The organism is Pseudomonas sp. BCRC 81390 (genome assembly GCF_030341915.1).
Lineage (GTDB): Bacteria > Pseudomonadota > Gammaproteobacteria > Pseudomonadales > Pseudomonadaceae > Aquipseudomonas.
This window is the reverse complement of the sequence record NZ_JATAAG010000004.1, coordinates 57,219-77,066: the sequence shown is the minus strand read 5'-3', so window position 1 is coordinate 77,066 and position 19,848 is coordinate 57,219. Positions and strand designations below refer to the sequence as shown.

Genomic DNA, 19,848 nt, shown 5'->3' with positions numbered 1-19,848 from the left:
AAAAAATCCTACAGCGTCCTACTCCAACGCCCTACAAATCTTGGGTTTCGTACAAACCTCATCAACATCCGGTTGATATCCTTGCTGGCACCCCGCCGCTACACTCGCCGCCATGAACACATCCGGTGACCGCCTCAAGGCCCTCCTCCACGAATGTGGCCTGACCCCATCCGATTTCGCCGCCCTGCGCAGCGTCACCCCCCAGCACGTCAACAACTGGTTCAACCGCGGCGTGCCGCTGGCCCGGCTGGACGAATTGGCCGACCTGTTCTGCGTGCACCGGCGCTGGCTGCATACCGGCGAAGGGCCCAAACATGTCAACCCGATCCCGCGCAGCCATGCCCCGCTGTCGCTGCCCGTCGACTCGTCCACGCCACTGTCGGCGCAGGGTGGCCGGGCCTTGAAGGTTCCCTTTTACCAAGTGCGCAACGGCCTGCTCTCGCCCGAACCCAACAAGCACCTGTGCCTGCCCGTCAACGCCCTGAAAAGCCTGGGTGTGCGGGCCGACAACGCCATCTGCCTGGCCATGCCCGGCAACAACATGGCCCCGCTGATTCCACCGCAGGCCACGCTTGCCGTCGACCTGGGGATGATCCGTGTGGTCGAGGGCGAAACCTATGCCCTGCTGCATAACGGAGCGCTCAGGGTCAACAACCTCAGCCTCGGCCAACACGGCACGCTGTACCTGCACAGCCATGACCGGCGCAGCTATGCCGTCGAACGCTATACCCCCGCACAGCGCCAGGCGCAGGGGCTGGAAATTCTGGGCTGGGTCTTCCACTGGTCGCATTTCCGCCAGCAACGTCCGGGCTGAAACAACCTGTGCCATTTTTTGCTGGGCATCCCGTGCGCGCCCTTGTATGCTACGCCGCACATTCAGCCCCGACCGGCGCATGCCGCGGTCCAGAGGGCTCGGCGATATCCCACACGGGCATCTGCCATTCTTTCAGGCCCTTGATGGCCACACAGTTAAGGCGATTGCGGCTTACCATAAATTAGCCGGAAGCGTCCCCGAGAAGCCGGCCACAAGCCGGCTTTTTAATGCCTGGACCAAAGCGATTCTTACCTCCCTCTGCAGAGGAACCTGCCCGAAACGCCGGTTATCTGACGCTAGCCTGGTGCGCACATGGGGTTCGTCGGATAAATGACGTTTTGCGTTGAGCTTTGCCCTGCCTGATCTAGGCTCAAGCCATGTGGGGAGGAGGTGTAGTCCATGCGCAAAATATTGATTGGCTCCTCGATGCTGGCCTGCCTGGTGGTACTGGGCGGCTGGTTGAGCCGGCCCCAGCCATTGCCGGTCAGGCTGCTGCAGGTAGAACGGGGACCGGTGGAGACGCTGGTGGCCAATACCCGCGCGGGGACCCTCAAGTCGTGTCGACGCTCGCACCTCTCCTTCAATGTCGGTGGCCAGGTTGCCGAGCTGCTGGTCGGCGAGGGCCAGCGGGTGCAGCCAGGCCAGGTGCTGATGCGCCTGCGGCAGGACGAGCAACAGGCCCGCCTGCAGGAAGCCGAGGCGCGGCTGGAAGCCCAACGCAACGCCCGTGAGCAGCGTTGCCAGCAAGCTCACCTGGACCGGCGCGACCTGGACCGCCTGGGCCAGCTGGCCGACCGCAAGCTGATTGCCGCCGATCGTCTTGACCAGGCCGAGACCAAGGCCCAGCTGGCAAAGCTGATGTGCAATGCCAGTGCCGTGCTCATTCGCGAGGCTGACGCCAGCCTGCAGCTGCAGCGTTCACTGCTGGAACAGACCACCTTGCGTGCGCCTTTCGCCGGCATCGTGGCAGAAATCAACGGCGAGCTCGGCGAGTTCGTCACCCCTTCGCCACCGGGTATCCCGACACCGCCGGCGGTCGACCTGATCGACGACAGTTGCCTGTATGTCGAAGCGCCGATCGACGAGGTGGACGCCGCCCGGGTGCGCCCTGGAACGGCCGTACGAATCAGCCTGGATGCCTTCCGTGGCGAGCATTTCACCGGCCGCGTCAGCCGCATCGCACCTTATGTGCGTGAATTGGAAAAGCAGGCGCGCACCGTCGATGTCGAGGTGCGCTTCGACCAACCGCCGGCCGGTCTGGTCCTGCTCACTGGCTATAGCGCCGATGTCGAGATTCTGCTGGAGCAGCACGCAGCGGCCTTGCGTATCCCCACCGAGACCTTGCTGGAGGGGCAGCGGGTACTGCGCTACGACCCGAGCGCCCGGGTGTTGCGTGAGGTGCAGGTGCACACCGGGTTGAGCAACTGGCGCTGGACCGAAGTGCTTTCAGGGCTGGACGAAGATGCGCGCATCGTCGCCAGCCTGGAGCAGGAAGGGCTCAAGGACACTGCGGCAGTCATTCCGCTGGATACCCAGGAGCCCGGGCAATGATCCGCCTGCGCGGTGGCAGCCGCAGCTTCCAGCTGGGCGGCCAACAGGTGATGGGGCTGGATGGCCTGGACCTGGATATCGCCGCTGGCGACTACATGGCAGTGATGGGCCCGTCGGGCTCGGGCAAATCGACCCTGCTCAACATCCTCGGCCTGCTCGACGCACCGAGCGCCGGCGAGTACTGGCTGCAAGGCGAGGCCACGGCGGCGCTGAGCGAAGCGCGCCGCGCCCAGCTGCGCAGCCAGTTGATTGGTTTCGTGTTCCAGTCCTATCACTTGATCGCCCGGCTGACGGTGCTGGAGAACATCGAGCTGCCGATGGTGCTGGCCGGCATCGGTGCGGCGCAACGGCGCAAGCGCAGCAGCCAGTTGGTGGCGCGCCTGGGGCTCGGCGAGCGCATAGCCCATCGCCCGGCCGAGCTGTCCGGCGGTCAGCGCCAGCGCGTCGCCATCGCCCGGGCGATGGCCATGCAACCGGCGTTGTTGTTGGCTGACGAGCCCACCGGCAACCTCGACAGCCAGGCCGGTGCCGAGGTCTTCAGCTTGCTGGAAGAGCTCAATGACGAAGGCCTGACCCTGATCGTGGTGACCCACGACGCCAGCCTGGGCGCCCGCGCACAGCGCCAACTGCACATGCGTGACGGTCGGGTTCAGCACGCCGCGCAGCAGCAGGCACCGGCCTGATGCGTGCTGCCGATGCCCTGGGCTTCTGGCTCGGCGCCCTGCGCGGGCATCGCTCGCGCAGCCTGATGCTACTACTGGCCATCGCTATCGGGGTGGTTGCGGTCAATCTGCTTACCGGCCTCGGTAACGGGGCGCGGGCCTTCGTCCTGAACGAGTTCTCGTTGCTCGGGCGCGACATCCTGATCGTGTTCCCGGGCCGCAAGGAAACCACTGGGCGCATGCCGCCACTCACCGGCCTGACGCCACACGCGCTGACCTTGCAGGACGTCCAGGCCATCACCCGCTTGCCGGGCATCCGCCGGGCAGCGCCGCTGCAGGCCGGGCAGATGGAGGTGAGCGTTGGCAACCGCAATCGTGAAGTGCTGACCCTGGGCACCACCCGCGACTTCTTCGCCATTCGCCAACTGGCGGTCATTCAGGGCCAGCCGTTGCCGACGCTGGACCCTGAGCAGGCCGAGGCCGTCTGCGTGATCGGTGGCAAGCTGCGACGTGAACTGTTCGGTACGCGCCCGGCCCTGGGTGAATGGTTGCGCGCTGGCGACCGGCGTTTTCGCGTGGTCGGCGTCCTCGGCGAGCGAGGCGAATCGCTGGGCATGGATTTCGCCGAAATGTTGATCATCCCGGTTGCCAGTGCCCAGGCCCTGTTCAATAGCGAGGGCTTGTTGCGGGTGTTTGTCGAAGTGCATGGGCCGAGCGTTCTCGACCGCAGCAAGCGGCTGATACTGGCCGCGCTCAAGGAACGCCACGACGGTGAGGAGGACATTACCCTGGTCAGCCAGGACAGCCTGCTCAGCGCCTTCGACCAGATACTCAAGGTACTGACCCTGGCGGTGGCCGGGATTGCCGCAACCAGCCTGCTGGTGGCTGGCATCCTGATCATGAACGTGACCTGGATCGCGGTGAGCCAGCGCAGCGCCGAAATCGGCCTGCTCAAGGCCATAGGGGTGACAGCGGTGCAACTGCGCCTGCTGTTCCTCGGTGAGGCGGCGTTGCTCGCCCTGACCGGGGCCCTGGCAGGACTGCTGCTGGCCGAGAGCGTGCTCTGGCTGGGGCGCCTGGCGTTCGCTGTGCCGCTCTATGCGCCCTGGTGGGCGCGGGTGGGTGCGGTGCTGCTGGCACTCGGCACGGCAGTGCTGTTCGCCTGGTTACCCGCTGCTCGGGCCGCGGCACTGGAACCGGTGGCGGCACTACGCCCGCCGGGGGCGCATTGATGCACTGGCAGGATGGCTTGCGGCTGACTTGCTCGGCGCTGGTCTGCCGCCCCTTGCGCAGCCTGCTGACCTTGCTCGGCGTAGCGATCGGGATAGCCGCCGTGGCACTGCTCACGGCCATCGGCGAAGGCGTGCGCGGCTATGTGCTGGAGAACTTCGCGCAGTTCGGCACACGGATCATCACCGTGCGCCCAGGCAAGACCCAGACCAGCGGCCTCGGCGGCCTGCTTGGCAGTGTGCGGCCACTGACGATCGCGGATGCCGACGCCCTGCGGCGCTTGCCGCATGTCGAGGCGGCAGTGCCGATCATTCAGGGCAGCGGGGATATCCAGTTCGGTCAGCTCGACCGGCGCAGCGACATACTGGGTAGTGGTCACCAGCTGGCGCAAGCCTGGCACATGCAGCTGAGCCTTGGCGAGTACCTGCCTGCGTCCCGTGACGGCCGTTCGCCGCCCTATGTGGTGCTGGGCCACCAGCTGCGTACCGAACTGTTCGGCGCGCGCAATCCATTGGGCGAGCTGGTCCGCGTTGGCGGCGTGCGTTTCCGCGTGATTGGCGTGATGGCAAAGAAAGGCCAGCTGCTCGGTTTCAACCTCGATGATATCGCCTACATCCCGGTGGATTGGGCGGAAAGCCTGTTCAACCGCACCGGGGTAGTCAAAGCCCATGTGGTGTTCGACAGCGGCACCAGCTCACAGGCGTTGGCCCGGCAGATTCGCCAGGTGCTCGGCGAACGGCACGGTGTGGAGGATTTCAGCCTGACCACCCAGGACGACATGCTGCGCAGCTTCAACCGCGTGCTCGGCACCCTGAGCCTGGCCATCGGTGCCTTGGGGGGCATTTCCCTGCTGGTCGGCGGCGTGGGCATTCTCACCATCATGACCACCACCGTGGGCGAGCGCACGGCGGAAATCGGCCTGCTGCGGGCGATTGGTGCCAGCCGGCGACAGGTACTCGGGCTGTTTCTCGCCGAAGCCACGCTGCTGTCCCTGGCCGGCGGCCTGCTTGGCCTGCTGTTGATGGGCCTGCTGCTCGGTCTGCTGCACCTGGCCATGCCGAGCCTGCCCTTGGCCCTGCAACCGCTGTTTCTGCTGTTGGCGCTGCTATTGGCGGCGCTACTTGGCATCCTCGCCGGCCTGGCTCCGGCACTGCAGGCGGCGCGCCTGCATCCGGTGGTGGCGCTGCGCAGTGAATAGCTGCCAGGCCATGCGCTTCGCCAGGCACATCGCCACCCGAAGCTGACAGAAAAGTAATCTGCGATTCAGCCGGTTGACAGTGCAGGTTGGCTAGCCTGATCGCTGTGGCTGCTTTTCAGCGCCACCGGCTGGGGCATTGAACCGCCTGATACCAGCGACTTATCGACTGACTGGACGCAACGGCATGCAAAGCAAAACCACGAGACGCTCCTTCGTCAAAGGCCTGGCCGCCACCGGACTGCTTGGCGGGTTGGGCATGTGGCGCACGCCGGTCTGGGCCGTGACCAGCCCTGGCCAGGCGAATGTGCTGACAGGCACCGAGTTTGACCTGTACATCGGCGAACTGCCGGTGAATTTTACCGGCGCGAAGCGCACGGCGATGGCCATCAACGGCTCCGTGCCCGGGCCCATCCTGCGCTGGCGCGAAGGCGACACTGTCACCCTGCGTGTGCGTAACCGTTTGCAGCAGGACACCTCCATCCACTGGCATGGCATCATCCTGCCGGCCAACATGGACGGCGTGCCGGGCCTGAGCTTCCATGGCATCGCCCCCGACGGCATGTATGAGTACAAGTTCAAGGTCCAGCAGAACGGTACCTACTGGTACCACAGCCATTCCGGTTTCCAGGAGCAGGTCGGGGTGTACGGCGCCCTGGTCATCGACGCGAAAGAGCCCGAGCCGTTCACCTATGACCGGGATTACGTGGTGATGCTCAGTGACTGGACAGATGAAGACCCTGCCCGGGTGCTGTCCAAGCTCAAGAAGCAGTCGGACTACTACAACTACCACAAGCGTACGGTGGCTGATTTTGTCCACGACGTGAGCGAAATGGGCTGGTCTGCCGCGCTGGCCGACCGGAAGATGTGGGCCGAAATGAAGATGAGCCCCACCGACCTCGCCGACGTCAGCGGCTACACCTATACCTACCTGATGAATGGCCAGGCCCCGGATGGTAACTGGACGGGCGTGTTCAGGCCGGGCGAGAAAATCCGCCTGCGCTTCATCAATGGCTCTGCCATGAGCTATTTCGATGTGCGCATTCCTGGCCTGAAAATGACGGTTGTCGCGGCAGACGGGCAACACGTCGAGCCGGTTTCAGTCGACGAATTCCGCATTGCCGTTGCCGAAACCTACGATGTCATCGTCGAACCCGAAAGCGAGCAGGCCTATACCATTTTTGCCCAGTCCATGGACCGTACAGGGTATGCCCGCGGCACCTTGGCAGTTCGCGAAGGCCTTCAGGCCCCTGTCCCGGCCGTGGACCCACGTCCCGTCATTTCCATGAACGATATGGGCATGGACCATGGCGACATGGCCGGCATGGACCACGGCAGCATGACTGGCACGGATCACAGCAGCATGACTGGCACGGATCACAGCAGCATGGCTGGCACGAACGGGGCCATGCAGCGTCACCCGGCCTCCGAGACCGACAACCCGCTGGTAGACATGCAGACGATGTCACCAACGCCAAAGCTGAGCGATCCCGGCATCGGGCTACGCAACAATGCCCGCCGCGTGCTCACGTATGCCGACCTGCGCAGCAGCTTCCCTGACCCGGACGGCCGCGCGCCAGGCCGCACCATCGAACTGCACCTCACCGGGCACATGGAAAAGTTCGCCTGGTCCTTCGACGGCATCAAGTTTTCCGACGCCGAGCCACTGCGCCTGAAATATGGCGAGCGCCTGCGCATCACCCTGGTCAACGACACCATGATGACTCACCCCATCCACCTGCATGGCATGTGGAGCGACCTGGAGGATGAGCACGGCAATTTCATGGTGCGCAAGCACACCATCGATATGCCGCCTGGCTCGAAACGGAGCTACCGCGTCACTGCTGATGCCTTGGGGCGTTGGGCCTATCACTGTCACCTGCTGTTCCATATGGAAATGGGCATGTTCCGAGAAGTCCGTGTGGACGAATGAACTGGAGATCCGAGATGAGCAAACCGATGAATCGAAGCGCGTTTTTCCTCTCTGCCGCGATGGCAGGCCTGTTTGCCGTTTATGCACCATCCTCGTGGTCCGGCGACACCAGCAAACAGCCGGCCAGCGCTGAAAGCCGCAAGGGCGCACAAGGCATGGATCACGGCAACATGAAGGGCATGAACCACGACGCCATGAAAGGTATGGACCACAGCACCATGAAGGGCATGAACCATGACGACATGAAAAGCATGGACCATGGTGCGATGAAAGGCATGGACCACGGCAAGATGATGGAATCGCATGGCAGCGACAAAGCTAAGGCAGGGAAAGATGCTCAATAGCCTGGCACGACCACCGCTGCTGGCATTGGGCGTTGCCTTCGGCGTACTGGGCATTGCGCCCAGTTTCGCCGCTGGCGAAATGGACCATTCAGCCATGGGTCACGAGTCGATGCCAGGCATGGATCACGGCACGATGGACCACGGCACCATGCAGGGCATGGACCATGGCAAGATGGACCACGGCAGCATGCAGGGCATGAACCACGGCGAGATGGACCACGGCACCATGCAGGGCATGGACCATGGCAAGATGGACCACGGCAGCATGCAGGGCAAGGACCACGGCAAGATGGACCACGGCAGCATGCAGGGCATGGACCATGGCGCCATGGACCATTCGTCGATGAACCACGGCTCGGCAGATGCCCCGACGACGACCAGCCGTACCCCGATCCCGGTGCTGACGGATGCAGACCGCCAGGCAGCCTTCCCTCCGTTGGGTGGGCACCAGATGCATGACAGCGCAATCAACAGTTTCCTGCTGCTGGATCAGCTGGAGTACCAGGATGCAGACGAAGGCAGCACGCTGGCCTGGGATGCATCCGGCTGGATAGGCGGCGATATCAACCGGCTGTGGATCCGCTCCGAAGGCGAACGCACCAACGGCGTGACCGAAGATGCCGAACTGCAGCTGCTATATGGCCGCTCGGTCAGCCCCTGGTGGGATGTGGTTGCCGGGGTGCGCCAGGACTTCAAGCCCGAATCACCCCAGACCTGGGCGGCGTTCGGTATCCAGGGCATGGCGCTGTACGATTTCGAAGCCGAAGCCACCGCATTCATTGGCGAGAACGGCCAGACGGCTGCCCGGCTGGAAGGCGACTACGACATCCTGCTGACCAACCGCCTGATCCTGCAGCCAACCGCTGAAGCCAATTTCTATGGCAAGAACGACCCTGCGCGCGGCGTGGGTTCCGGCCTGGCCAACACCGAGGTCGGGCTGCGCCTGCGCTATGAGATTGTCCGCCAGTTCGCCCCCTATATTGGCGTCACCTGGAACCGCTCCTACGGTAAGACCGCCGATTTCATCCGCGATGAAGGTGGCGATGTGGATGAAGCGCGTTTCGTCGCCGGTATCCGTATGTGGTTTTGAGAACCTGACATGAAAAAAACAATAACAACGCTTGTTCTGGCTGGCGCGCTAACCAGCGCAGCGGTACTCGGTGCCGCTTACTCCGGCCTGGTCAACGTCGGGGCCGACGATCCGCACTTCCCCGCCGTGCAGGCCTTCCTGGCCATGGCACGGGACCGCTCGATTGCGGTACGTGCCAGGGACATTGACGTACCTGACCTGCAGGACGAAACGCTGATTCGCACCGGTGCGGGTAATTACAACGCCATGTGCATCGGTTGCCACCTGGCCCCGGGCGTGGAAAAAACCGAGCTCAGCCAGGCGCTGTACCCCTCGCCGCCCAACCTGGCCACCGGCGGCATCGGCGGCATCGGCGGCGACCCTGCCGCAGCATTCTGGACCATCAAGCACGGCATCAAGGCCACCGGCATGCCGGCTTGGGGCAAGAGCATGGGCGATGAATACATCTGGGGCATCGTGGCCTTCCTCGACCAGTTGCCCAAGCTCGACACCCAGCAGTACAACGCGCTGGTAGCGAGCAGCAGCGGCCACCAGCATGGCGGTGGCGAAAGCGGAATGCACAACCATGAAGGCCAGCATGGCAACCACGCGCCTGAGCGCACGGGCCACCCTGCGATGAGCGGTTCACAAGCGCATCATCCGGCGCCCACAAACCTGGCTCCGAAGACACATACGCACCGTGATGGGAAAGAGCACGTCCATGGCAACTGAAGGCCGCTCGGTCCGAACCAGGCCGCTCGTCTCAGTGCTTCATGCCTAGCTCGGCATCATCCATCAGCGCCTTGGCCATCGCACTCAGGTAGTGCGCCGCCCAGATCATCAACGGTTTTTCATCCATCAGGCCGGTGATGGTCAACTCGCGAACATAGCCCATCAATTCCGAGGCCTGCTCGCGGGCGTCCTTGCAAGGGATGCCGGGCTCGATGCGGAACAGTGGGTGGGTGCCGTTTTCGCCTTGGTAGAAGGTGGTCTTGCCGACGGTGAACCGGGTGTCGTCGCTAGTCATTTTGGAGTTCCCCCTGAAGAATCTTGAGTGCCTGAACGGGCTTCATCGCGGGTAAACCCGCTCCTACAGGTACTGTGCAAGTCTTTAGACTGTTGTGATTCCGTGGGAGCGGGTTCACCCGCGAAGGGGCCGAGCCAGGCGACACATCAATCAAGCCCTAGTGTAAATTCCGCGGCTCTTTAGGCGTCTGCACTTGAACCAGTGCCGTCTCCAGCAGCGCCCGCAGCGTCTCCAGTTCATGCATCGAGGTCATCATCAGGATCGATGCCGGTGACTTGGGGTGCAGCAGCATTGCCTGGTGCACGACGGTCGCAGCGCACAGCGCATAGTCCGTGGCCTGGATCAGGGTGTCTTCAAGGGAATGAACATCGTGGGGTGGATCGGGGACAATCTTGAGCATGGTGTAATCTCGTCTGTTCCGAAGGGACAGCCACCACATCACTTGCAGTTGATGGGTGGCGGCTACGTACGGGTCTGCAAGACCGGACAGACGATAAACCGGCAGATCCGAAGATCTCCCGCACGCAGCCACCATTGACCGAAATCGCCGACACGCGGCAACTTGGAAAGCGGTACTGAATCGTCTGCGGGCTTGCAGGCCCGGTCGCTGATTTGGCAACGACGGGGCCAGACTAGGCCGCTGAGAACACCACCGCAATGGCGCAAAGGCGGTAGGAAGCTATTTCAGAAATGGCCTACGCGCAACGGGAAAAATCTGATTATCAGAAGTCATACCGCGCCCCAACCATCATGCTTCGCGACGGCCCGTAGAAATTGAACGTCGAGGTCGACCCCACCCGCGACAGGTAGTCCCGGTCGAACAGGTTGTTGATGTTGAAGGTGGCCGTCAGCTTCGAGGTAACCGGATAAGACAGCATTGCATCCACGGTCGCATAGCCTGGCGCGTCGATGCGCACACCGCCGTTCTCGGAATGGAAGTTGCTCATCGCCGAAATGCCGCCACCAATGGCCAGGCCGTTCAGCAACCCTTGGCTGATGGTGTACTTGCTCCACAGCGATGCCTGGTTGCGCGGCATGATGAAGAAGGTGGTTTCGGCATCGCCCTTGAGGGTTTCGGTTTCCATCCAGGTGTAGCCGGCCAGCACTTCCCAGTTTGGCGTCAGTTTGCCGCTCACTTCCACTTCGGCGCCCTTCACACGGGTCTTGCCGGATGCAACAGAGTCGGTGGTAGCCACACCGTCGGCGTCATACACGGTGGTCGCGCGGTTCTTGTCGGTCAGGCGGAACACCGAAAGGCGCGTATTCAGGTCGCCGCCGAAGTAGCTGCTCTTGAGACCGAACTCGTACTGCTCGCCCTCACGCGGCTTGAGCACCCGGCCATTGCTGTCGGTGTCGGACTGCGGCTTGAACACCTGCGAATAGCTGGCGTACAGCGCATGGTTCTCGGTCAGGTCGTAGACCAGGCCGCCATACGGGGTGAAATGGCCATCCACGCGCTTGCTGTCGTTGGTGGTGGCGCCACTACTGAGGGTGGTGGTGTAGAAATCACCGCGATACCAGCTGAAGCGGCCCCCGGCGATCAGCGCCAGGCGCTCGACCGGGCGCAAGGTGACCTTGGAGTACAGGCCGTATTCCTCTTCCTGCGTACCGGTCTCGGTGCTGTAGTTCGGCGCTGGCTTGGCGAACTGCTTCGGCGAGTAGGTGTTGACGTTGATGGCGCCCAGGTTGGTTGTGCCGTTGAGGTACTCGGTGTCGTAGTTCTTGTAGTCGCTGCCGACCACGAACTCGCTGACCTGGCCGAAGGTTTCGAACGGCTGGCTGTAGCTGGCGTCCAGCGAGTAGGTGTCCTGGGTGAAATCGCGGGCGCTGGCGCGCTCGGAGTTGGCGCCAGTGGTGGCGTTGGTCGCGGTGAAGGCGTACAGGTAATTGGTGTCGCGGTGCGAGCCACGGGCAGCGACACGGCCATAGCCGCCGTTGTCGAAGCGGTGGGTCAGCTCGGCGACCAGATCAGTGGTCTTGCCGTCGAAGTAGTTCCAGTCGGCTCCCAGGAACTTCGAGTGGCTGAAGTCGGGCACTTCGCCGGACAGCGTTGCCGGATAGCCGTTGTGCGGGGTGATGTTCTTCACTTCATGAATCAGGCCGAACGACAGGGTGGTGGCGTCGTCCAGGTCGACGTCCAGTGCACCGTAGTAGCTGTTGCTGGTGTTGGCGTTGTAGTCGACCTCGCCATTGCTGTCGTCACGCGAGGCGATGAAGCGCCCGCGCACGCGGCCGGCATCATCCAGCGGCCCGCTCAGGTCGATTTCCTCGTGGTTGGTGTCCCAGGTGCCATAGCTGCCTTCGACGTGGCCCTGGAACTCGGCGGTCGGGCGCTTGCGCACCATGTTGACGATGCCGCCCAGCTCGCTGGTGCTGCTGAACAGCCCGGCCGGGCCACGCATGATCTCGACACGGTCGAACGCCGCCAGCGACGGTACTGTACCGAAGATGCTGGCCATGGGCGCCGGCAGGCCGTCGATATTGAACTCGCTGTACTCGTAGCCACGGGCGTAGATCGATGAGCGGCCACTGTCGTTGGTCAAGGTACGCAGGCCGGCGGTGTACTTGGCCAGGTCATCGAGGTGCACGAACCGACGGTCCTTGACGTAGTCCTGGGTGTAGACCGTGATCGATTGCGGGATGTCCTTGAGCGCTGCGGGGGTCTTGGTGCCCACAGTGGCGGCATCCACGCTGTAGCCACCGGTTTCTTCCGACGGCAGCATGTCGTACAGGCGGTTGCCTTCGATGGTCAATGCCGGCAGGTCAAGCGCGCTGTCCTCGGCAGCCGCCTGGGTCGCTACCGTCTCGGCCAGGGCCGACAATGAAAACGGCGCCAGCAGCCCCAGCACCAGCCAGCCCCGAACCCGTCGCGGGTCCCCCAACCTTTTGAAACTGCTCATGACACGCCCTTTCCCCAAATGGTATTAATTCGCAAACGAAACAAGTTGCTTTTTGCGAACGATACCGAAGGGAACCCAGGGGTGCAGCAGGATTAACCTTCTTAACACATCCAGGCGTTGCCCTCGCCCTGCCGGCAATGGGATGATTCGCAACTGATACAAATTCTCATTCAAGGCTCGCCGTGCCCACCTCACTCCTCCTCGCCGAAGACGATCAACGCCTGCGTCAGGACCTGGAAAGCCATTTCCTCCACCGCGGTTTTTCGGTGCATACCTGCGCCACTGGCGCCCAGGCCCTGGATGCCATTCAGCAATCACGGTTCGAGCTGGTGCTGCTGGACATCATGCTGCCGGGCATCGACGGCCTCAGTCTGCTCGACGCGTTGCGTCGGCAGCAGGCGGTGCCGGTCATGCTGATGTCGGCGCTAGGGGCCGAGCAGGATCGCATCACTGGCTTTACCCGTGGCGCGGACGATTACCTGCCCAAGCCCTTCAGCCTGGCCGAGCTGGACGCCCGGGTCGATGCATTGCTGCGGCGGGTGGCGTTCGATCGCGGCACGGCGCTGCGTGCTGACGTCGGCGGGGTGATACTCGACCAGGATCGCCAGGACGTTATCCACAACGGCAAGGCTGCCGGCCTCACCGCATCCGAATTCCGCTTGCTGGCCACCCTGCGGGCCCACCCCGGCGAAGCCTTGAGCAAACCATTTCTCTACCAGACCGTGCTGCACCGGGCCTACACCCGCCTGGACCGCGGCCTGGATGTACATGTGTGCAACCTGCGCCGCAAGCTGGCCGACGTCGCTGCCCAGCACCTGCAGATCCAGGCCGTACGCGGCCAAGGGTACATGCTGATCGATACGGAACACGCCTGATGCGCCGTCATCCGTTGCTATGGAAACTGGCCGTACTGCAGGTCGGCTTCTGCCTGTTGCTGACCTGGCTGATCTGGACCTGGGGCCTGTCGGTGGAGCGCAGTACCTACTTCCTGTCCCAAGCCGACCAGGACTACCTGGCGCGCTTTGCACAGCAAGCCGAACAGGCCTGGGAGCAAGGCGGCGCGGAGGCTGCCGAGGCCTGGCGCAGGCAACTGGAACAGGCCGAGGGCACTTGGGTGGCGCTGGTCGGGCCGCACCTGCAGAGCCTTGGCAGCACCCCACTGAGCGCTGAGGAAGCCAGCCACCTGACCTTCATGCGCAAGCTCGACTGGCCGATGAGCCGGCGCCTGCAGGATGAACTGCCCTACGTCAGCATCGAGTTTCCGCAACACCCCGAGCACGGCCGCCTGGTAATGCAACTGCCCGAGCGCCTGCTGCCCACCGGGCTGACCCCATGGACCCATGTGATTACCCATGGCGTTGCCCCCACGCTGTTCGCCCTGCTGCTGGTTGTGGCGCTGTACCGCCACCTTGTGGTGCCACTGAACCGCCTGCGCGACCGCGCCGACGCTCTGCGTGCCGACGACCTCGACAGCCCGGCCCTGCCCCTGCAGGAGCGGCGCGATGAGCTTGGTGAGCTGGCGCAGGCCTTCGAGCACATGGCCGGGCGCCTGCGCCAGAGCCTGGAGCAACAGCGCCTGTTGCTGCGCACGCTGTCTCACGAACTACGCACGCCGCTGGCGCGGCTGCGCATCGCCCATGACAGCAGCTTGCCGCCGGCCCAGTTGCGCGAGCGCCTGGACCGCGAGGTGACCGACATGCAGAAGTTGCTGGAGGACACGCTGGACCTGGCCTGGATGGACACCGAACAGCCCAGCTTGCCGACCGAACCGGTGTTGATGGTTTCGGTGTGGGAAGCCTTGTGCCAGGACATCTGCTTCGAAAGCGGCTGGGACCGCGCCCGCCTGCCCTGCTCGCTCGGCACCGACTGCGTGGTGCAAGCGCACCTGGACAGCCTGGCCCAAGCCCTGGAAAACCTGATGCGCAATGCCATCCGCCACTCCCCGGTCGAGGGCCGGGTCAGTCTGGATGGCTGGCCCGAGGGCGACTGCTGGCACCTGCGCCTGAGTGACCAGGGGCCCGGGGTGCCGCACGCCGAGCTCGAACGCATCTTCAAGCCCTACCAGCGGCTTACCGACAGCGGCGCGGGCTTCGGCCTGGGCCTGGCCATCGCCCGCCGCGCCATCGAACTGCAAGGCGGTCGCTTGTGGGCCAGCAATGGTCACCCGGGCCTGTGCCTGCACATGACCTTGCCGATGGGCCAGGACTGTTTAGAAAGTTAAGGCGCTTTACGCTCAATCAGGACTGATTATCATCTGGGCGCTCCAGCCTTGCGCTCCTTGCAACGCCCTGACGAGACACCTGATGAGCAAGATGACCCTGACGCTGGCTTTGGCGCTGGCCCTTGCGGCCCCGGCTGCCCTCGCGCAGCCCGAGCATCAACAAAGGATGGATACCTCGCTGCTGCAGCGACAGGACCTGGCCTACCGCTTCAGCCAGCTCGACCTGGACTCGGCCGATGGCCAGCGCCATTACCGCTTGTGGGTCGGCAAACCAGACAGCCCAGCGCCAGCGGCGGGTTACCCGGTGCTGTGGATGCTCGATGGCAACGCCGCGCTGGGGGCGCTGGACAGCCGGCTGCTGGGCAAGCTTGCCGCCGGCCAGGCGCCATTGCTGGTGGCCGTGGGGTACCAGACCGATCAGCGGATCGAGCGGGTCGGGCGTACCTATGACTACACCCCGGCGGTGCCTGGGCAGGCTGAGCAGTTGGACCCGCTGACCGCGCAACCGAGCGGTGGCGTGGATGCGTTCCTCGATCTGCTGAACGAGCGCATGCGGCCGCTGGTGGCGGGTGTGGCACCGATCGACCTGCAGCGGCAGACGTTGTGGGGGCATTCCTATGGTGGCTTGGCTGTGCTGCATGCACTGTTCACCCGGCCTGGGGCTTTCAGTGACTATGTGGCGGCCAGCCCATCGCTATGGTGGCAAGACGGTGCGATCGTGCATGAGGCGCAGGGGCTTGGCCAGCGCTTGGGTAGCAGCCGGCCTCGGTTGTTGCTGATGCGCGGGAGTGAGGAGCCGGCCAACCCGCGCATGCCGGTGCAAGGTGATGGCGAACAGGCGGCGCGGGAGCTGCTGGCGGACCTGGCCAAGGTGCCGGGGTTGCAGGTACGGTTCGAGCGCTTTGACGGGCTGGGGCATGGGCCGATGTTAGCGGCCTCGCTGAAGCAGGTGATTGAAGGGATGTCCCGATAATTTCGCACTGGCCTCTTCGCAGGTTTACCCGCGCATGGGCAGGCACAGGCGATACCCCCGTCAGCCCTTCACACACACCACCTGGCGCAAGGTGTGCACCACCTCCACCAATTCCTGCTGTGCGCGCATCACCGCATCGATGTCCTTGTAGGCCATCGGGATCTCGTCGATCACCTCCTTGTCCTTGCGGCATTCCACATGCGCCGTGGCCCGTCGCTGGTCCTCAACGGTGAAGCGGCTCTTGGCCTTGGTCCGGCTCATCACCCGCCCGGCGCCATGGCTGCAGGAACAGAACGACTCCTCGTTACCCAGCCCACGCACGATGAAGCTCCTGGCCCCCATCGAACCAGGAATGATGCCCAGCTGCCCTTTTTGCGCCGACACCGCGCCCTTGCGCGTCACCAGCACCTCGCGGCCAAAATGCTGCTCGCGCTGCACATAGTTGTGGTGGCAGTTCACCGCTTCCAGGCTGGCCTCGAACGGCTTGCCCAATACCTTGCGGGCGGCACCGACCACCGCCAGCATCATCAACTCGCGGTTCTGCCGGGCATAGTCCTGCGCCCATTGCACCGCTTCGACGTAGTCGGCGAAATGCCGGCTGCCTTCCTCGAAGTACGCCAGGTCCTTGTCTGGCAGGTTGGCCAGGTGTTGGCGCATGTCGGCCTGGGCCAGTTCGATGAACAGGTTGCCAATGGCATTGCCCACCCCCCGCGAGCCGCTGTGCAGCATGAACCAGACACGGTCGGCCTCGTCCAGGCACACCTCGATGAAGTGGTTGCCACCGCCCAGCGTGCCCAGGTGCTGGCGGTTGTTGCTCTTCGCCAGGCGTGGGTACTTGTCGGTAATGGCCTTGAAGCGCCCGGCCAACCGCCCCCAGGCCTGGTCGGCCTGGGCCGGCACATCGGCCCAGGCGCCTTGGTCATGTTTGCCGAACGTCTTGCCATGCGGCACCGCCTGCTCGATGGCGCTGCGCAGGCCATGCAGGTGGTCCGGCAGGTCGCGGGCGTGCAGCGAGGTGCGCGCGGCGATCATGCCGCAGCCGATGTCTACCCCTACCGCTGCGGGGATGATCGCGCCAACGGTCGGGATCACGCTGCCGATGGTCGAACCTTTGCCCAGATGCACGTCCGGCATCACCGCCAGGTGCTTGAAGATGAACGGCATCCTGGCGGTATTGAGCAATTGCCGGCGGGCGTCGTCCTCGACCGGCACGCCGTCGGTCCATAACTTGACCGGCTTGCCGCCGGCGACCTGGAGAATGTCCATGGGGCTGTTCCTTAAGGGCCATGCCGGCATGATACCGCCAAAGGTCGTAGGGCCGTGGGTTGCCAGCGGGGTGGCGAGGTGCGGTATGCTTGGCCGGTCTTCAGGGCGGGGTGAAAGTCCCCACCGGCGGTAAATCGAAAGATGAGCCCGCGAGCGCCCCGGCCATGCCGGGGGTCAGCAGACCTGGTGCAATTCCAGGGCCGACGGTCATAGTCCGGATGAAAGAAGGCGTCAGGCAGGGGCCATCCGGGCGCCCCTGCGCACGCATTTTGTTCGCCCCGAGACGTTCATCGATCATTCACGAGGAGCGTTTCATGTCCACCCAGCACCACCTGCAATTCCCCAACGTCAGCGCCGCCATCGCCGCGTTCCAGGCCGGGCGCCCGGTACTGCTGCTCGACGATGACGACCGCGAGGACGAAGCGGACATCATTGCCGCCGCCGAGAACATTTCGCTGCAGACCATGGCCATGATGATTCGCGATTGCAGCGGCATCGTCTGCCTGTGCCTGGACGAAGCCACCGTCGACGAGCTGCAGCTGGCACCGATGGTGCAAAACAACCAGGCCCGTCATGGCACCGGGTTCACCGTCACCATCGAGGCAGCCGAGGGTATCAGCACCGGGGTTTCCGCCCAGGACCGCATCACCACCATCGCCGCGGCACTGCGTTCTACCGCCGGGCAGCGCCATATCGTCAGCCCGGGCCATGTATTCCCGTTGCGCGCGCGCAATGGCGGAGTGCTGACCCGCCGTGGCCACACCGAAGGTTCGGTGGACCTGGCGCGCCTGGCCGGCCTGCGCCCGGCGGCGGTGCTGTGCGAGCTGATGAACCCCGATGGCAGCATGGCGCGCGGCGAGCAGGTGGCGGTGTATGCGCGGCAGTACAATTTGCCGGTGCTGACCATCGAGGAGCTGGCGCAGTACCGTGAAGCGCTGCTGGAGCGGGAAGCCGAGCCAGCCTGACCACCGCATGGGGCCGCTTTGCGGCCCATTTTGCGGATAAGCCCGCTCCTACCAGGTACGGCTTCAACTGTAGGAGTGGATTCATCCGCGAAGCAGGCGACGCGGTGGATGGCACGGGCTTCGCCCGTGTTCGCGGGCAAGCCCGCTCCCACAGCGACCGCGCCAGCTTTTAGAAATTGAGCAAGACAGTTGCTCCTACCAGGTACGGCGTCAATTGTAGGAGCGGATTCATTCGCGAAGCAGGCGACGCGGTGGATGGCACGGGCAAGCCCGTGTCGCGGGCAAGCCCGCTCCCACAGCGACCGCGCCAGCATTTAGAAATTGAGCAAGACAGTTGCCCCTACAGGGTGCGCACCGTATTCGAAACCCGTGCAATACCGCGAAGAGGCCGGCAAATACGACCTCAGGCTGCCGGAAGTTTGCTCCCCCCGCCCCGCTCTGCTAGTGTCGCGCCGTTCTGAATGCCACCGAGACAGTCGCCATGGCCCGCAAAAAAGCCTCCCTCGATTTCGAGCAATCCCTCGCAGACCTGCAAGCCCTGGTCGAGCGCCTGGAGAACGGCGAATTGTCGCTGGAAGAGTCGCTGGCCGCCTTCGAACAAGGCATCGCCCTGACCCGTGATTGCCAGGGCGCCCTGGCTCAGGCTGAGCAGAAGGTGCAGATCCTGCTGGAACGCGATGGCGAGCTGGCCGCCCAGCCCTTCGACGCGGAGCCGGAAGCATGATCGGCACCTACCAGGCCAGTTGCCAGGCACGGGTCGACGCCGCACTCGAGCCGTTGTTCGTCGCCCCGACCCGGGAACTCGAGCGCCTCTACGCGGCCATGCGCTACAGCGTGATGAACGGTGGCAAGCGCGTGCGCCCGCTGCTGGCCTATGCCGCCTGCGAAGCCCTCGGCGCCCCGGCCGAACAGGCCAACGGCGCTGCCTGTGCGGTGGAACTCATCCACGCCTATTCGCTGGTGCATGATGACCTGCCGGCGATGGACGACGACGACCTGCGCCGGGGCCAGCCAACCACCCACAAGGCATTCGACGAAGCCTGTGCCATTCTCGCCGGCGACGGTTTGCAGAGCCTGGCCTTCGGTGCCCTGCTCGACCCGCGCCTGAGCCCACAGGCCGACAGCATCCGCCTGGCCATGGTCCAGGCACTGGCCAAGGCTGCCGGCCCGGCGGGCATGGTCGGCGGCCAGGCCATCGACCTCGGCTCGGTCGGCCTGAAGCTGGACCAGCAGGCGTTGGAACTCATGCACCGGCACAAGACCGGCGCGCTGATCGAAGCCAGCGTGCGCCTGGGCGCCCTGGCCAGCGCCCGCGCCGAACAGGCGCAACTGGATGCCCTGCAGGCCTACGCCCAGGCCATTGGCCTGGCGTTCCAGGTGCAGGACGATATCCTCGACGTGGAAAGCGACACTGCCACCCTCGGCAAGCGCCAGGGCGCCGACATCGCCCGCGACAAACCGACCTACCCGGCGCTGCTGGGCCTGGACGCGGCCAAGGCCTATGCCATCGAACTGCGCGACCAGGCGCTGGTCGCCCTGCAAGGGTTTGACGACAAGGCCGAACCACTACGCGCGCTGGCGCGTTACATTGTCGAACGGCGCAACTGATTGCCTGGGGCCGCCGTGCGGCCTGTGCAACACCCGTCTGAATGGGCAGTATTTCCTACAATGGGGTAAACTGCCGCGTCTTACACACCT

Annotated in this window: 19 protein-coding genes and 1 riboswitch; of the genes, 15 read left to right on the top strand and 4 right to left on the bottom strand. The window is 64.2% G+C overall.

What is annotated here, in order from left to right; all coding sequences use genetic code 11:
- Nucleotides 1-112: 112 nt before the first annotated feature.
- From QSV36_RS02090 to QSV36_RS02050, 9 genes are all read left to right on the top strand, one after another.
- Nucleotides 113-814 carry a LexA family transcriptional regulator gene (locus tag QSV36_RS02090; RefSeq protein ID WP_289129355.1) on the top strand — a complete coding sequence of 234 codons (702 nt, stop codon included), beginning with the start codon at nt 113-115 and terminating at the stop codon, nt 812-814.
- Nucleotides 815-1,213: 399 nt separating this feature from the next.
- Nucleotides 1,214-2,365 carry an efflux RND transporter periplasmic adaptor subunit gene (locus QSV36_RS02085; protein ID WP_289129353.1) on the top strand — a complete coding sequence of 384 codons (1,152 nt, stop codon included), beginning with the start codon at nt 1,214-1,216 and terminating at the stop codon, nt 2,363-2,365.
- On the top strand, nt 2,362-3,048 hold the full coding sequence (locus tag QSV36_RS02080; protein ID WP_289129351.1) for an ABC transporter ATP-binding protein: 687 nt from the start codon (nt 2,362-2,364) through the stop codon (nt 3,046-3,048). The genes QSV36_RS02085 and QSV36_RS02080 overlap by 4 nt, the downstream gene beginning before the upstream one ends.
- Entirely contained in the window at nt 3,048-4,259 is a 1,212-nt protein-coding gene (locus QSV36_RS02075; protein WP_289129348.1) for an ABC transporter permease, read from the top strand. The genes QSV36_RS02080 and QSV36_RS02075 overlap by 1 nt, the downstream gene beginning before the upstream one ends.
- Nucleotides 4,259-5,455, top strand: a complete 1,197-nt coding sequence (locus QSV36_RS02070) for an ABC transporter permease (protein WP_289129345.1) — start codon at nt 4,259-4,261, stop codon at nt 5,453-5,455. The genes QSV36_RS02075 and QSV36_RS02070 overlap by 1 nt, the downstream gene beginning before the upstream one ends.
- 184 nt (nt 5,456-5,639) lie before the next feature.
- Nucleotides 5,640-7,385: a copper resistance system multicopper oxidase gene (locus QSV36_RS02065; protein WP_289129342.1), complete on the top strand. Its 1,746-nt coding sequence runs from the start codon at nt 5,640-5,642 to the stop codon at nt 7,383-7,385.
- Nucleotides 7,382-7,729: a hypothetical protein gene (locus QSV36_RS02060; RefSeq protein WP_289129339.1), complete on the top strand. Its 348-nt coding sequence runs from the start codon at nt 7,382-7,384 to the stop codon at nt 7,727-7,729. The genes QSV36_RS02065 and QSV36_RS02060 overlap by 4 nt, the downstream gene beginning before the upstream one ends.
- Nucleotides 7,719-8,819 (top strand): copper resistance protein B, encoded by a 1,101-nt coding sequence (locus tag QSV36_RS02055; protein WP_289129336.1) that lies wholly within the window; start codon nt 7,719-7,721, stop codon nt 8,817-8,819. The genes QSV36_RS02060 and QSV36_RS02055 overlap by 11 nt, the downstream gene beginning before the upstream one ends.
- A 9-nt stretch (nt 8,820-8,828) precedes the next feature.
- Nucleotides 8,829-9,530, top strand: coding sequence for a c-type cytochrome (locus QSV36_RS02050; RefSeq protein WP_289129334.1), 702 nt, complete (start codon nt 8,829-8,831; stop codon nt 9,528-9,530).
- Between the two features lie 31 nt (nt 9,531-9,561).
- On the opposite strand, the gene QSV36_RS02045 is transcribed toward QSV36_RS02050, so the two are convergent.
- From QSV36_RS02045 to QSV36_RS02035, 3 genes are all read right to left on the bottom strand, one after another.
- Nucleotides 9,562-9,825, bottom strand: coding sequence for a DUF3077 domain-containing protein (locus tag QSV36_RS02045; protein ID WP_289129332.1), 264 nt, complete (start codon nt 9,823-9,825; stop codon nt 9,562-9,564).
- 157 nt (nt 9,826-9,982) lie between these two features.
- A complete protein-coding gene (locus QSV36_RS02040; protein WP_289129330.1) occupies nt 9,983-10,225 on the bottom strand; it encodes a hypothetical protein in 243 nt (80 codons plus the stop codon).
- Nucleotides 10,226-10,547: 322 nt separating this feature from the next.
- A complete protein-coding gene (locus QSV36_RS02035) occupies nt 10,548-12,725 on the bottom strand; it encodes a TonB-dependent siderophore receptor (protein WP_289129328.1) in 2,178 nt (725 codons plus the stop codon).
- 182 nt (nt 12,726-12,907) lie between these two features.
- Here QSV36_RS02035 and QSV36_RS02030 point away from each other — a divergent pair, with 182 nt between their 5' ends.
- The 3 genes from QSV36_RS02030 (at nt 12,908) to QSV36_RS02020 (ending at nt 15,919) form a co-directional block, all read left to right on the top strand.
- On the top strand, nt 12,908-13,600 hold the full coding sequence (locus QSV36_RS02030; RefSeq protein ID WP_289129327.1) for a response regulator transcription factor: 693 nt from the start codon (nt 12,908-12,910) through the stop codon (nt 13,598-13,600).
- Nucleotides 13,600-14,946: a HAMP domain-containing sensor histidine kinase gene (locus tag QSV36_RS02025; protein ID WP_289129326.1), complete on the top strand. Its 1,347-nt coding sequence runs from the start codon at nt 13,600-13,602 to the stop codon at nt 14,944-14,946. The genes QSV36_RS02030 and QSV36_RS02025 overlap by 1 nt, the downstream gene beginning before the upstream one ends.
- A gap of 82 nt (nt 14,947-15,028) precedes the next feature.
- Nucleotides 15,029-15,919, top strand: coding sequence for an alpha/beta hydrolase (locus QSV36_RS02020; protein WP_289129325.1), 891 nt, complete (start codon nt 15,029-15,031; stop codon nt 15,917-15,919).
- Nucleotides 15,920-15,979: 60 nt separating this feature from the next.
- Here the strand turns inward: QSV36_RS02020 and QSV36_RS02015 are convergent, their stop codons facing one another.
- A complete protein-coding gene (locus QSV36_RS02015; RefSeq protein WP_289129323.1) occupies nt 15,980-17,185 on the bottom strand; it encodes an RtcB family protein in 1,206 nt (401 codons plus the stop codon).
- 92 nt (nt 17,186-17,277) lie between these two features.
- Nucleotides 17,278-17,419, top strand: a riboswitch (FMN riboswitch).
- 80 nt (nt 17,420-17,499) lie between these two features.
- Between QSV36_RS02015 and ribB the strand changes: the two genes are divergently transcribed.
- The 3 genes from ribB (at nt 17,500) to ispA (ending at nt 19,758) form a co-directional block, all read left to right on the top strand.
- Nucleotides 17,500-18,150 (top strand): 3,4-dihydroxy-2-butanone-4-phosphate synthase, encoded by a 651-nt coding sequence (gene ribB, locus QSV36_RS02010; RefSeq protein WP_289129320.1) that lies wholly within the window; start codon nt 17,500-17,502, stop codon nt 18,148-18,150.
- 481 nt (nt 18,151-18,631) lie between these two features.
- Nucleotides 18,632-18,874 (top strand): exodeoxyribonuclease VII small subunit, encoded by a 243-nt coding sequence (locus QSV36_RS02005; protein WP_003255380.1) that lies wholly within the window; start codon nt 18,632-18,634, stop codon nt 18,872-18,874.
- Nucleotides 18,871-19,758, top strand: a complete 888-nt coding sequence (ispA, locus tag QSV36_RS02000; protein ID WP_289129318.1) for a (2E,6E)-farnesyl diphosphate synthase — start codon at nt 18,871-18,873, stop codon at nt 19,756-19,758. The genes QSV36_RS02005 and ispA overlap by 4 nt, the downstream gene beginning before the upstream one ends.
- Nucleotides 19,759-19,848 lie beyond the last annotated feature (90 nt).